The sequence below is a fragment of the Nocardioides sp. W7 genome (assembly GCF_022919075.1).
Taxonomy (GTDB): domain Bacteria; phylum Actinomycetota; class Actinomycetes; order Propionibacteriales; family Nocardioidaceae; genus Nocardioides.
In genome coordinates this window covers 2,592,113-2,605,635 of the sequence record NZ_CP095078.1, presented here as the reverse complement: position 1 = coordinate 2,605,635, position 13,523 = coordinate 2,592,113, and the positions used below count along the sequence as shown (strand labels likewise).

The following is a 13,523-nucleotide window of genomic DNA, read 5'->3' as shown; positions in this document are numbered from 1 at the left end:
CGTCAGCCAGTTACTCGAGCGGCGATCGCGTCGCCGATCTCGGAGGTACGACGGGTCGCGCCCGACTCGCGCGCGGCGAGGTCGGCGATGACGGCAGCCTCGATGACGGCGGCGGCCTCGGGGTGGCCGAGGTGGTCGAGCAGCAACGACGTCGACAGGATCGCGGCGGTCGGGTCGGCCTTCTGCTGGCCGGCGATGTCCGGCGCGGAGCCGTGCACGGGCTCGAACATGCTCGGCGCGGTCCGGTCGGGGTTGACGTTGCCGGACGCGGCGAGCCCGATGCCGCCGGTGATGGCGGCGGCGAGGTCGGTGATGATGTCGCCGAAGAGGTTGTCGGTGACGATCACGTCGAAGCGGGCCGGGTCGGTCGTCATGAAGATCATGGCCGCGTCGATGTGCATGTAGTCGGTCGTCACGTCGGGGTACTCCGCGGCGACCTCCTGGAACAGCCGCCACCACACGGAGCCGGCGTTCACGAGGACGTTGGTCTTGTGGACCAGGGTGAGCTTCTTGCGCGGTCGGCGCTGGGCCCGGGCGAAGGCGTCGCGGACGACCCGCTCCACCCCGAAGGCGGTGTTGACGGAGACCTCGGTGGCCACCTCGGCCGGCGTACCGACGCGCAGCGCGCCGCCGTTGCCGGTGTAGGGACCCTCGGTGCCCTCGCGGACGACGACGAAGTCGACCTCGCCCGGGTTCGCCAGGGGGCCGGGGACGCCGGGGAAGATCCGGGACGGGCGCAGGTTGACGTAGTGGTCGAGCTCGAAGCGCAGCTTCAGCAGCAGGCCGCGCTCGAGGATGCCCGGGGGCAGGTTCGGGTCGTTGGGCTTGCCGCCAACCGCCCCGAGCAGGATGACGTCGTGCTCGCGGATCTCGCCGAGCACCGAGTCGGGCAGCACCTCGCCGGTCGCGAGGTAGCGCTCCGCGCCGAGGTCGTAGCGGGTGGGCTCGAACTTCACGCCGGCGGGAGCCGCGACCTCGAGGACCTTGAGGGCCTCCGCGGTCACCTCCTGGCCGATGCCGTCGCCGGGGATGACGGCCAGGTTCACAGTGCCGGTGCTGGTGTTCGAGTCGCTCATGGGGTCAACGCTAGTTGTCGTCGGGACGCTGGCCGCCGTTGTCCCGCAGGTCGAGCGAGCGCTGCAGCGCGGCGGTGACGTTCTCGTGGCTGTGCGGGTTGTCCGGGTGGTGCTGAGCGGGGCCCCAGTCGGGGTACATGTCGTACATCGTGCTGCTCCGTTTCCGTGGGTACGTGCCGGGTTCGTCGTTCCGGCACGCCCGGAACGAAGACACTCCGGGCGGAGCCCCGGCTCGTGGATCGCACGAGAGCGGGTGAACCATGCGGGTGCGGGTCGCGGACGCTGATGGCGTCCACCGCGGAGGAGTCTTCGATCGAGGCGTGCCGGGAACCGGCAACTTCAAGAGGATCGAGAGGCCCGCAACGCCGAACACCGCGGCGAGGTGGCCTCTCTGATTCAGGCCTCGCCGCGGCAGTCGATAAGTACGAAGACGCTCCGCATGGTGAACGAACCCTAACCCTGCTCAGCGGACGTCCGCCACCGCTTTCCGGATTGTGTCCGCGATCCGGGACGGCACTCCCGGAATGAAAGACTCGCGGCCATGAGCGCACCGCCCGAGCTGCCCGATGTCGTGTCCCGAGCGTTCTCCGTCTCCCGCAAGGCGGGCTACGTCTCGTTCTGCCGCAACGAGACCGGACGGCTGCTCGCGACCCTCGCCGCCACCCGCGGGGGGACGATGGCGGAGTTCGGCACCGGTTGCGGCGTCGGCACCGCCTGGCTGCGTTCCGGCGTCCGCGGGGACGGCGCCCGGATCGTCACCGCGGAGCTGGACAGCCAGCTCGCCAGGGCCGCCACCCAGATCTTCGCCGACGACCCGCTGGTCGAGGTGCTCGCCGCCGACTGGTCGACGCTGCTCGACAAGGGCCCGTTCTCCCTGCTGTTCCTCGACTCCGGCGAGCCCACCGAGGTCGGCGTCGACGCGATCGCGGGCCTGGTCGAGCCGGGCGGCATCGTCGTACTCGACGACTTCACGCCGTGCGAGGTCTGGCCCCCGATCGCCTACGGCCGCGTCGACACGCTGCGCGAGCAGTGGCTCACCGACGAGCGCTTCACCGCCGTCGAGGTGCTGGTCGCCTCCGACGCCTCCGCGATCATCGCCACCAAGCGTTGACGCACCTGCGGTGCACACGTTCGGTGCGGAGAGGCCAGGAGCTCGCTTCGCTCGCCGTACTTTCTGTTCCGGTGAACCAGGCTCGCTTCGCTCGCGGTTCACCGGGCTGCTGACGCAGCCCGTCGCCGCAGACCCGGTAGCGACCGCGAGTCAACACCAGTACGCCCGACTCGACGGCCAGTACGCCCGACTCAACCGCCACGAGCCCCGACTCAACCGCCAGGAGCCCCGACTCAACGCAGCGACGGTGACCCCCCACGGCTGCGCGAGCAGCCCGGTGAAACGCGAGCGAAGCGAGCCTGTTTCACCGGAACGGCAAGACAGCGCGAGCGAAGCGAGCTCCTAGCCTCTCCCCGCGCGAGGTGCGAGCGCGCGAAGCGCGCTCACACCTCGCCGGGCGTGGCCCGACGGACCACGACCCGGGTCCAGGCGCCGAGGTAGACCCGCTCGTCGGGCATGACCTCCTGCTTCTGGCCGACCGGCACGGGTGCGGTCGGGAGGCCGCCGACGGCGTCGCCGACGTACGTGCCGTTCGAGGAGCCGAGGTCCTCGACGAACCAGCGGGTGCCGTCGGTGGTCAGCTGGGCGTGCCGGCGGCTGATGCCGTTGTCGGACGACAGGTCGATGTCGGGGTTGATGTTGCGGCTGCGCGAGGCCCGGCCGATCAGGATCGACGTGGTGCGCAGCGGGACGACCAGGGGCAGGCCCGGCGAGGGCAACGGGTCGGTGGACTTCTGGTCGGCGTACCAGTCCGGGTCGATCCAGACCTCGGCCACCCACTCGTCCGCGAGCGGCGGGGCGGTGCTCGTCGAAGCCGCCGCGACGGGCGATACGACGGGGGCGGCGATCGTCGCCGCGGGGTCCTCGGCGGGCGGCGTCAGCGGACGCGGCATCGACCCGGTGGTGAAGTCGTAGCCGCAGGCCTCGCAGAACAGGGCGTTGGCCGGGTTGGCCGCACCGCAGCTCGGGCAGGCACCGTCGGCGGGGTCCGCAGCGCCCGCGGGCGCGTCGACGGACGCCGGCGCCGCGCCCATCGCGAGCCCGCAGACGTCGCAGTAGTCGGTGGCGGCCGACTCGTGGCCGGCGGGGCAGATCACTTCTTGATCCGGGTGGTCTTGGTGGAGGCGGTGTCGAGGGCCATCTCGTCGGCCTTGTCCACGGCGCGCTTGAGCCGGACGGTGCCCTCCTTCTCGTCGTCGATGTCGACGACCTTGCGCAGCTTGGAGGTGGCCTCGCCGTTGCCGGTCTCGGCCGCGAGCTGGACCGCCCGGCCCAGCTTCGTGGTGGCCGTGGCCTCGTCGCCGCTCGCCTTGGCCGCGAGGCCCTCCTGGATCATCGACGCCAGCTCGGTCTGACCCGTGTAGTGGGCGACTTGCTGGTCGATGCGGGCGGTCAGGCCGGAGTCGCCGGACCAGGTCGCCTTGACCAGACCCTGCGCCACCACCTGGTCACCCACGGCCAGCTGGACCCGCGCGGCGAGCTGCTCCTGCCCGATCGCCTTGGCCGCGACCCGGACGGCGACGTGGTAGTCGCGCGACTCGTCGGACCAGGCGCCCGTGGGGTACGCGCCGGTGAGCGGGTTGACCTCGCTGCGCCGGGCGGTGAGGTCCTCGACCGAGGGCGACACCTGCCGCACGAAGAGGACCTGCGAGCCCTGCGGAGCCCAGATCCGCAGCTGCGCGTCGGTGACGCCGCGCGACATGGCGGCGCGCATGATCTCCTCGAACTGCGCCTGCATCTGGTCGGGCTTGGGGATGATGTCGACCGTGCCGAGCAGCGCCTGGGCGATCTGGCGGATCTCCTCGACCTGCCAGTCGGTGCCGGCACCGCGGCAGTCGCACTGGAAGTAGCCGGTGGCGCGCTTGATGGCCGCGGCCAGGGAGCCCGGCTGCTCGCGGTTCTCACCGTCGGTCAGCAGCAGGGCGTGCCGCTGGGTGACCTCCGGGACCGAGGCGAAGATGGTGCCGGCGAGGTCGAGCCAGGTGCTGATGGCCGTGCCGCCCGAGCCGTGGAAGTTCGAGATCGCCTGGCTCGCGGCGGCGCGGGTGCGGGCGTCCATCGGCACCATCCCCGGCCCGGAGGCGACCTGCGGGTAGGCCAGCATCGCGCGGTCGGAGCCGGCGATGACCGCGAAGTAGGTGCCGTCGACGATCTCGGCGAGCGCCGCCTGGGCGGCCTGCTTGGCCGCGGCCATCGTCTGCGGGCCCATCGAGCCGGAGGTGTCGACGATGATGATCTCGCCCGCGGAGCCGCCGCCGGTCTGACCGGCGGTGCCGGCGCCGGAGCAGGTCACCGTGACGATGGCGTTCACGTCCGTGCCGCCGTCGGGAAGGAACTCGTTCTGGTAGACGGCGGCGGTGAACTCAGCCATGGGACTCCCCTTGCTCAGTGGTGTCGTGAGATGTGGTGTCGTGGGTCGGTACGTCGATCGCGTCGCTGGCATTCTCCCCCGGCGCCGGTTCGAACCGCGCCAGGGTTGCGGTGATGTTGTCCTGCCCGCCCCGGGCGTTCGCGAACGCGACCAGGCCGAGCGCGATCTCGTCCGGTGGGGCGCCCCGGTCGCCGCCCGCGGCCGCGAGCTGCGCGGCGAGCGCGTCCGGCTCGGAGGCGTAGTTCCACAGCCCGTCGGAGCAGACCAGCACCCAACCGGGGGTGTCCAGCTCCAGCGTCCCGAGCCGCGGTGCGATCTCGGGGGCGTCCCGGCCCAGCCAGCGGGTGATCGCGTGGGCCTGCGGGCCGCTCTCCGCCTCGGCGCGCGACATCCCGGCCTCGATCTGCATCTGGGCCGCGGAGTCGTCGATGCTGAGCTGGCGTCCCGGGCCGCCGTCGGGCAGCCAGTAGACCCGCGAGTCGCCGATGTTGGCGTGGGCCAGCATGCTGCCCTCGAGCACCGCCACGGCGTACGTCGCCGACGCGGGGTTGGTCGAGGACGGGTCGGTCGTGGCGATCACGGCGGCGTTCGCGGCGACGGCAGCCTCGGTCAGCACCTTCATGACGGCGGCGCTCCGGCTCTCGGGCGTGCCCATCCCCCGCGGGAGGGGCGTGCGCAGCACCTCGCGAGCCGCCCGCGCCCCGGCGAGCGAGCCCACGTCGGAGTCGATGGAGTTGGAGACCCCGTCGAGGACGACGAGCACGGCCCGCTCCCCCGGCGTCTGCGAGGCAAGCAGCGCCATCGCGTCCTCGTTGCGGTGGTGGCGGATGCCGCGATCGCACACCCCCGCCACCCAGGACGCCGGCGCCTCGCGGAAGTGGTCGCGTTCGCTGGGCGCCTTGGTGCCGCACACCTCGCAGTAGCCGTCCGGTCCGACCTTCCCCGCACACGACAGGCAGGTGCGGACCGGGGTCGGCGGCGGCGCTGCCGGGGTGCGGTACGTCGGCGCGCTGATCGGCGCCAGCGCGTCGATCTCGGCCGCGGTCGGTGCCGCGGGCGCCGTACCGCCGAGCGGGGTGCCGCAGCCCTCGCAGAACCGCGCGTCCTCGGCGACAGTGGTCCCGCAGGTGGGACAGGTGGTGGTGCTCACGTCAGCGTCCAGCTCCTTACGGCGTTCGCCTGGTTGACCAGGGTGACCCGGTCCTGGAGCAGTGGCGCCTCGCGCGCCAGCGCCCGGTAGGCCTTCTCCAGGCCGGCCCGCAGGCCGGCCTCGTTGGCGACGTGCTCGCCGACCTTGACCCCGGCCCGGGTGGTGGCTTGCCCGCTCGTCACGACCGAGAGCGCCTCGGTGAGGATCCGCACCGTGTAGCGCTGGCGCGCGGTCGGGTCCATCGAGACCGACTCGATGCTGCGCATCGCCTGGTCGAGCACGGCCAGGTCGGAGCCGCTGCCCGCGAGCAGCACCTCGGCACGCAGCTGCCGGCTCTCGGGGTAGCCGCGGCTGGTCTTCGGGACCATGTCGAGCGCCGCCACCGCACCGGCGGTGTCGCCGCGCTCGGCGCGGACCCGCGACATCCCGAAGGCCGCGGGAGCGACGTACGTCGCATCGGTGGCGGCACAGGTGGCGTAGAGACCCTCGGCGACGTCCGGCAACCCGCCCCGCTCGCAGGCGACCGCCAGCGCGAGCTTGGGCGCGAGCTCACCCGGCACCTGCTGGTAGACCGCGCTGAACGCGGACTGCGCGGCCTGCCAGTCCTCCTGCTGGAGGTAGGCCAGGCCGTCCAGCCACAGCGCGCGCCAGTCCCACGGGTCGGCCGCCAGCAGCGCGGCGGCGTGACCGTGAGCGGCTGCGCCGTCCGCCAGGTCGAGGGCCGCGTGGGCCCGGGCGAGCAGCACCTCGGCGGAGTCCTCGGGAGCCTGCGCCAGGTTGGCCAGCCGCTCGGCCGGGTCACTCGCCCCGATGCTGGCGAGCCAGCCGTGCTGGGAGTCGGTGGTGTCGGGGCGCAGGTCGGGCAGCGCGGTCCAGGACAACGTCGAGGTCGCCGTGGCCGGCGACTCGAAGAGCACCGAGGCGGCCGAGGTGAGCGCGGTGCCCCGGGTGCGGGCGGCGACCACCTCACGGAGCACCCCGATCAGCTGGGCCCGCAGCTCGTCGGCGGAGGCGAACCGGTCGGCCGGGTCGGGCGCGCAGCACTTGGCGATCAGCCAGTAGAGCGAGTCGTGCTGCTGGAACAGCGGCGTCGTCTCCGGCGGCGGCAGCGTGTGCAGGTAGGTGCCCTGGTAGCCCCGGAACTCCATGCACAGCACGACCAGCGTCCGGCCGATCGTGTAGATGTCGGACGCCACGCTCGGCCCGACCTCGGCCACCTCTGGCGCCTGGTAGCCGACGGTGCCGTAGATGGCGGAGTCCTCGTCGTCGATGCGTCGCACGCCGCCGAGGTCGATCAGCTTCACCGCGTCGCCGACCTGGATCAGGTTGTCGGGCTTGAAGTCGCAGTAGACGAGCCCGAGGTCGTGGAGGTACTGGAACGCCGGCAGCACCTCCAGCAGGTAGGCCAGCGCCTGGTCGACCGGCAGCGCGTCGTACACGCCGTTGTGGGCGACCATCCGGGCCTTGAGGATCTGCTTGAGCGACTTGCCGCCGACGTACTCCATGACGATGTAGCCGGCACCCTCGTGGGTGACGAAGTTGTAGATCTCGACGATCAGCGGGTGCTCGACCTGCGCGAGGAACTGCTGCTCGGCGATCGCCGCCGCCAGCGCGTCGGGGTCGCCGGAGTTGAGCAAGCCCTTGAGGACCACCCACCGGTCGGAGACGTTCTTGTCGCGGGCGAGGTAGATCCAGCCGAGACCGCCGTGGGCGATCGCGCCGACGACCTCGTACTGGCCCGCGACCAGGTCGCCCGGGTGCAGCTTCGGGGTGAAGGAGAACTGCTGGCCGCACTGCGGGCAGAACCCCTCGGTGCGACCCGGTCGGCCGTCGACGGTGCGCCCGATCGCGGTGCCGCACTTGGAGCAGGTGCGCTTGTCCTCGGGCACCTGCGGGTCGGGCTGGATCGCCTTGCTCGCGTCGACCGCGGGGGCGGGGGGTACGACGGTGAGGCCCGCGCCCAGCCGGGCCGCCCGCATCCGCTGGGAGCCGGTGCGGGTACGCCGGGTGCTCGACGTGCCGGACGTCTGCGCCAGCCGGGACCCGATCGCCGCCGAGCGGACGCTGGAGGCGGCGGTGGCGACCGACACCTCGCCGCCACCCATCGGCGCGACCTCGCCGGCGACGGCAGGTGCGGTCCCGACCGAGGCCGGCGGCGACCCGCAGACGTCGCAGTAGCCGTCGAGGATCTTGCCCGTGCACCCGGGCTGGGTGCAGGGCGTGCCGTCGGCGGTGGCCGCGACCGACGCGGCCGGCGCTGCGGGCGCGGCCGGCGCAGCGGCGGGCGCCGGGGTCGCGGTGGACGCTCCCCCGGAGTCGGCGGCCATGCCGCACACGTCGCAGTAGCCGTCGAGGATGCTGCCGGTGCAACCCGGCTGCGAGCAGGTCGTGGTGCTCATGCGTTCTCCTTGGTGAGGAGCTGGTCGAGCCAGGTGGAGTAGGTGCCGACGAGCGAGCGGGCGACCGCCATCGGGACCGGCTCGCGGGTCAGGACGTCGCGGGCCTGCCGCTCGCTGGCGGCGAGGTCGGGATGGTCGGCGAGCCCGTGGGCCGCGGCCTTGGCCCGCAGGCCGTCGAGCAGGTCGCCCAGCTGGGTGAGGTCGGCGAGCGCGCCGGCGTACTTCTCCTCGACGAGGGCGAAGGCCTGCTCGACGCGGCGCAGCCTGGCGCCGTGGGCCTCGATCCGCTCGAGGGTGTTGGGGACCGGGCCGAGGGCGGAGACGTCGGGTACGGCGTAGCGGGGGGCCGGGTCGACCTTGCGCACGCACCGGTCGGCCAGGGTGCGCAACGCCGTCTCGCGGGACTCGAGGTCGGCCTGCAGCTCGCGGGTGTCCTCGAGCAGGTCGCGGGCCTCCCGGCGCTTGGCGTTGCCGACGATCAGGTCGCGCTCGAAGGTGGCCGCCTCCTGCTCGAGCGGGCCGAGCAGGCCGCCGACGTCGGCGCCCCGCTGGGCCCGGGCGGTGACGTCCTGGAGCCGGGCCATCAGTCCGGCCAGCCGGTCGACGGAGGCGTCGCGGCCGAGCGCCGGCTCGAGACCGACCTGGTCGCGGAGCCGCTCGAGCTGGGCGCGCACCTCCTTGATCCGGGCCGCGGCGGCGTCGGCCCCGGGCGCGAGCGACAGCGCCGCGCGGAGCTGGCTGACCAGCGCGTCGGATAGCCGGCAGGCCTCGGGCAGGGAGGTGCCGCCGCCCCGAAGACCGGCACTGCCGCCGACGGTCGAGTCGAGCCGACCCCAGACCAGCGCGGTGATCCGTTCGCGCTCCGGCTGGCCGACCCGGCCGCCGTCCCAGGTCGCCCACATCAGCTGCCAGCGGTCCGCGACGGCCTTCCACATCGCCAGCGCGAGCGCCATGTCGGAGGCCACCTCCGCCCCGCGCTGGCCGGCCAGCGCGGCCGCGTCGAGCTCGTCGAGCTCGACCTTCCGGCCGCGCACCCACTCGTCGAGGTCGCTCAGGTACGCCTGCAGCGCCGCCGGCTCCGGTGCGGAGCCGAGCGGGCCGGGTGGGGTGGGGGCGGTGCTCATGCGCGCCTCAGCCGCGCCCGTACAACGGCTGGGGCTGGCTGCCCTTGCCGAGCGCCGGGGCGAGCCACCGGTCGTAGCTGGCCTGCCAGGAGCCGTCCGTGCGCATCCGCTCCAGCACGTCGTTGACGAAGCGGACCAGGTCGACGTTGTCGGCGTTGACCCCGATGCCGTACGGCTCGTCGGTGATCTTCTCCTGCTGCGGGACCACGGCGTACGGGTCCTGGGCGGCCAGCCCGGCGAGCACCGTGTCGTCGCCGGTGATGGCGTCGACCTCGCCGTTCTGGAAGAGCACCAGGCAGCCGGTGTGGTTGATCGCCGCGACCGGCACCACCTCGGGCACCTTCTCGACGATGTTGGTGATCGACGTCGAGCCGGCCGGTGCGCAGACCCGCTGGCCCGCCAGGCTCGCCGGACCGGAGTACGACGCCTCGTCGTCCTTGGCCACCAGCACCTTCTGGCTGGCCGCGTAGTACTGGGCCGAGAACGCGATCTCCTCCCAGCGGTCGCAGTTCATCGTCATGTTGCGCGCGACGATGTCGACGGTGTCGTCCTTGAGGTAGTCGACCCGCTGACCCGCGGTGATCACCTTCAGCTCGATCCGCGTGGGGTCGCCGAACAGCTCCTCGGCGATCCGGGTGGCGATGTCGATGTCGAAGCCCTCGATCGGCTGGCCGGCCTTCAGCGGGTCGCGCGCGCCGAGCAGCCGGGTGTCGCCGGAGACGCCGACGATCAGCCGGCCGCGGTCGCGGATGGCGTCGAGCGCCGGGGTCCGGTCGTCGCCGTCCGGGGCGTAGGAGTCCAGGTAGTCGGTGCACGCCTGCGGCGCGGCCTCGACCAGCTTGACCTCGGGACTCGGCGCGGGCGCCACCTCGGTGGCGTCGTACCCGCAGGCGGCGAGGGCGAGGGCGAGGACGAGGACGGCGCCGACCGCCGACCGGCGGATGGTCCGGGTCGTCATGCGAACTCCCTGCGTCGCTGGGCGATGCCCCAGGTGGCGGCCCCCCAGGCGGCGAGGCCGCCGAGCAGGGTGAGGACGATCAGGATCAGGCCGACCGGGCGGCTGGCGCGCAGGTCGTCGGCGGTGGTGGCGGCCGCGTCGGCGACCACGTCGCTGGAGGCGGCGTCGAAGGCGTCGATGGCGGTGCCGGCGCCGCCCTCGGTGGCCAGCTCGACCGCCGCGGCCCAGTCACCCGCGTCGTCGAGGTCCACCAGCTCCTCGTGCAGGCCGGCGTAGTCGTCCCAGAGCGGCAGGGTGACCTCGTCGGCGCTGTCGGCGACCACCGCGGCCGCGGCCGCCCAGGCGTCGTCGGCGCCCTCACCGGAGCTGCGGGCGATCAGCCGGCGTGCCTCGGCAGCCTTGGCCTGACTGCCGGCGGACCGGGACCCGGCCTCGTCGAAGGCACGCTGGAAGCTGTTGTCGCGGATCTCCTCGTGCCGGCCGTTGACCCAGGCCGAGTAGCCGGCCGTCACCACGGTCAGCGCGGCCACCACGGCCGCGGCGACGACCAGGCCGACGTTGTAGCGGCGGTGGAAGCGGCGCGCGAGCTGCCGGTTGACCCACCACAGCGCCCCGAGCGCCAGCAGGCCGGTGAGCAGGATCGGCAGGGTGTTCTGCCCGTCCATCTCGTCCTCGGCCCGCTCGGTGTTGGCCGTGACCAGGGCGTCGAGCGGGCGGGCCAGGTCACCGTCCGCGGCCAGCGCGGCGCCGGCCAGGCGGAGGTACTCCGCGCCCACCTGGTCGCCCTCGCGGTTGGCCGCGCGGGCCTGGGTGACGTCGTCGGCGTACGCCGAGATCGCGGTGTTCAGCTCGCCCAGGGCCGCCCGGTCGGCCGGCTGGGCCTCGGCGGCGTCGGCCACCAGGACCAGGGCCCGGTCCACGGCGGCGTCGTACGACGCCCGCGAGTCGGGGCTCTCCAGCCCGCCGACGAGGTAGGCGGTCGAGGCCAGCGCGTCGGCGCGGAAGAGCGAGGAGCGGATCTCCTGGACCCGCACCAGCTGCTCGCTCTCGTCGGCGGCCCGGCCGGCCGCCTGCCAGGCCAGCAGCTGCCAGAGCGCGGCGAGCAGGCCGAACAGCACCCCGGCCGCGACCGCGACCAGCAGCCACCGGTTGAGCAGCTTCGGGGTGTCCTCGGCCGGGCTCGGCACGGCGGCCGGCGGGGACGTCGTCACCGCCGGGGCGACGGCGGTCGCGGGGGTCGCGGGTGCGACCTGGACCTGGCTCACGGTGCCTCCTCGGGGGCGGGCGGGGTGCCTGGGTCGGCGGCCGGCCAGTCGACGGGCCCGGTCGGGACCTCCGGGTCCGGCTCGGGCTCGGGCTCGGGCTCGGCGTCGGGGTCGGTGTCGGACTGGAGGTCCTCGACCACCAGCGTCCGCAGCTGCTCCAGGGTCGGCTGCTCGATCTCGCGCAGCCGCCAGGCGTGCCGCCCGATCGCCGCCTCCAGCACGTTGCGGACGTAGCGCGCGTTGCCGAAGGTCGGGCCGCGCTCGACGCCGGCCAGGATCTCGCGGAGCCGGGTCAGGACGGCGTCGTCGACGTCGTACTCGGCGGAGCGGGCCATCACGCCGAAGATGTCGGCGAGCTCGTCGTCGGCGTAGTCGGCGAAGTCGATGGTGGTGCGAAAGCGGCTCGCGAGTCCGGGGTTCTGACCGACGAAGACCTCCATCGGGACGGGGTAGCCGGCGACGATGACCACGAGGTCGTCGCGCTTGTCCTCCATCTCCTTGACCAGGGTGTCGACGGCCTCCTGGCCGTACTGGTCGCCGGCCAGCGCGTAGGCCTCGTCGATGAACAGCACGCCGCCCTCGGCGGACTTCACCACGTCGGCGGTCTTCATCGCGGTCTGGCCGAGGTAGCCGGCCACCAGCTCGGAGCGGTCGACCTCGATCAGCTGGCCCTTCGAGAGCAGGCCGAGCGCGCGGTAGATGCCGGCGACCAGGCGCGCCACCGTCGTCTTGCCGGTGCCGGGGTTGCCGTTGAAGATCATGTGCCGGGTGATGGTCGGCGCCTTCAGCCCGGCCTGCTGGCGCAGACCTTCGACGCGGAGCACGGCCGCCTGGCGGTGGATCTCGGCCTTCACGTCGGCGAGGCCGACCAGGGTGTCGAGCTCGGCGAGCAGCTCCTCGACCGTCTTCGGGTCCTCCTCCGGCTCGGGCTCCTCCTCGACGACCGGCGGGGCCGGCTCGGCGGGGGCGGCCTGGACGGGCTGCTGCACCGGCTGACCCGGCGCCGGTGCGCCCGGCAGGCCGGGCTCGGGCGGGAACTGGAGGCCGGACAGGTCGAGGCCGCCGGCGAGCTTGCGCTGGATGGTGCTGAGCTGGGCGAGCAGGCTCTGCGCGACCTCGTCGCCGACGCCGGGGACGGGCTGCCGCTCGGCTCCCGGCAGCGGGCCGGGAGCGCTCTCCCCGAGCTGGGCTGCAGCGGCCGTGGCCGCGTTGCCGACGGTGCGCGGATTCTCCTCCCCGAGGGAGGACGCGGCGAAGGCGACGTCGGCCAGCGCTCGGGCGTACGACGGCGCGTGCGGCGATCGGGTCAGCTGGAGCTGGCCCATGGTCGGCGTGGGCGCCGAGCGGAACCGGCGGCCCCGCGAGGCGGCGTCCATGAACTCCTCGGCGGAGGACGCCCGGCCGGTCTGGGCCGACCAGTCGACGAACGCTCCCCGGGCGGCCTCGGCCACGGTGGCGGCGAGCGCCTCCCCCTCCGCCCGGGCGGCGCCGGGGTCGATCCCGGCGGTCGTCGCGGCGGCGGCGAGCGTGTCGAGAGCGTCGGAGAGGGTGGGCGAGCTGTCGGTCATGAGGGGGATCCCAGCGTCATGTCGGTGCCGGACGGCGGCCCGAACTTGGCCTGCAGGAACATGCCGTGCGCGACCAGCGCCTGGGCGTCGGCGCGGTTGGCGGCGTCGAGGATCTTCTCCATCGTCGCGGCCAGCAGCTCCAGCTGGTCGATGAGCACCATCAGCGAGGTCTTGTAGCCGTCGATGGGCCGGGTGTCCGCCCAGTCCCGCGGCAGTCGGAGATACCCGCCGACCGCCTCGGGCAGGTAGTTCGTCGCGGTCGCCACGACCGAGTAGCTGTCGGCCGAGCCCGCGCCGAGATGGCGCAGCCGGGGCAGCGTGTCGTTGATGATCCGCGCGATCCGTCGTACTCGAGAGGTGACGACGGGCGGCGCGTTGCCCTCGACGAGCATGGCGTTGACGCGGTTGAGCGAGGCGAGGATGTCCTGCTCCGTCGGCGGTGGGGGTACGACGTGGACCGGCTCCTCCTGGTGGCGGCCGAACCACGCCCTGAGGCCCATC

12 protein-coding genes are annotated in these 13,523 nt (G+C 73.5%); 1 reads left to right on the top strand and 11 read right to left on the bottom strand.

Features of this window, described 5'->3' with window-relative positions; translation table 11 throughout:
- Positions 1–2: 2 nt before the first annotated feature.
- Together MUB56_RS12340 and MUB56_RS12335 are read right to left on the bottom strand one after the other, a co-directional pair.
- Entirely contained in the window at positions 3–1,076 is a 1,074-nt protein-coding gene (locus MUB56_RS12340; protein WP_244932190.1) for a 3-isopropylmalate dehydrogenase, read from the bottom strand.
- Positions 1,077–1,086: 10 nt separating this feature from the next.
- A complete protein-coding gene (locus tag MUB56_RS12335; RefSeq protein WP_244932189.1) occupies positions 1,087–1,224 on the bottom strand; it encodes a hypothetical protein in 138 nt (45 codons plus the stop codon).
- A gap of 393 nt (positions 1,225–1,617) precedes the next feature.
- On the opposite strand from MUB56_RS12335, the gene MUB56_RS12330 reads away from it, so the two are divergent.
- Positions 1,618–2,187, top strand: a complete 570-nt coding sequence (locus MUB56_RS12330; protein WP_244932188.1) for a class I SAM-dependent methyltransferase — start codon at positions 1,618–1,620, stop codon at positions 2,185–2,187.
- Between the two features lie 383 nt (positions 2,188–2,570).
- Here MUB56_RS12330 and MUB56_RS12325 read toward each other — a convergent pair whose 3' ends face one another.
- Genes MUB56_RS12325 through MUB56_RS12285 form a run of 9 tightly spaced genes read right to left on the bottom strand, consistent with a single transcriptional unit; the run spans position 2,571 to position 13,522 of the window.
- The gene (locus MUB56_RS12325; protein WP_244932187.1) at positions 2,571–3,284 is read right to left on the bottom strand and encodes an FHA domain-containing protein; all 714 of its coding nucleotides are present in this window, start codon (positions 3,282–3,284) and stop codon (positions 2,571–2,573) included.
- Entirely contained in the window at positions 3,281–4,558 is a 1,278-nt protein-coding gene (locus MUB56_RS12320) for a VWA domain-containing protein (protein ID WP_244932186.1), read from the bottom strand. Before MUB56_RS12320 ends, MUB56_RS12325 begins: the two co-directional genes overlap by 4 nt.
- Entirely contained in the window at positions 4,551–5,708 is a 1,158-nt protein-coding gene (locus tag MUB56_RS12315) for a protein phosphatase 2C domain-containing protein (RefSeq protein ID WP_244932185.1), read from the bottom strand. Before MUB56_RS12315 ends, MUB56_RS12320 begins: the two co-directional genes overlap by 8 nt.
- A complete protein-coding gene (locus MUB56_RS12310; protein WP_280637403.1) occupies positions 5,705–8,107 on the bottom strand; it encodes a serine/threonine-protein kinase in 2,403 nt (800 codons plus the stop codon). The genes MUB56_RS12315 and MUB56_RS12310 overlap by 4 nt, the downstream gene beginning before the upstream one ends.
- A complete protein-coding gene (locus MUB56_RS12305) occupies positions 8,104–9,231 on the bottom strand; it encodes a hypothetical protein (RefSeq protein ID WP_244932184.1) in 1,128 nt (375 codons plus the stop codon). Before MUB56_RS12305 ends, MUB56_RS12310 begins: the two co-directional genes overlap by 4 nt.
- Positions 9,232–9,238: 7 nt before the next feature.
- Positions 9,239–10,189, bottom strand: a complete 951-nt coding sequence (locus MUB56_RS12300) for a glutamate ABC transporter substrate-binding protein (RefSeq protein ID WP_244932183.1) — start codon at positions 10,187–10,189, stop codon at positions 9,239–9,241.
- On the bottom strand, positions 10,186–11,454 hold the full coding sequence (locus MUB56_RS12295; protein WP_244932182.1) for a hypothetical protein: 1,269 nt from the start codon (positions 11,452–11,454) through the stop codon (positions 10,186–10,188). Before MUB56_RS12295 ends, MUB56_RS12300 begins: the two co-directional genes overlap by 4 nt.
- Positions 11,451–13,022, bottom strand: a complete 1,572-nt coding sequence (locus MUB56_RS12290) for an AAA family ATPase (protein WP_244932181.1) — start codon at positions 13,020–13,022, stop codon at positions 11,451–11,453. The genes MUB56_RS12295 and MUB56_RS12290 overlap by 4 nt, the downstream gene beginning before the upstream one ends.
- Complete coding sequence (locus MUB56_RS12285; RefSeq protein WP_244932180.1) at positions 13,019–13,522, bottom strand: hypothetical protein; 504 nt, start codon at positions 13,520–13,522, stop codon at positions 13,019–13,021. The genes MUB56_RS12290 and MUB56_RS12285 overlap by 4 nt, the downstream gene beginning before the upstream one ends.
- Between the last annotated feature and the right edge of the window lies 1 nt (position 13,523).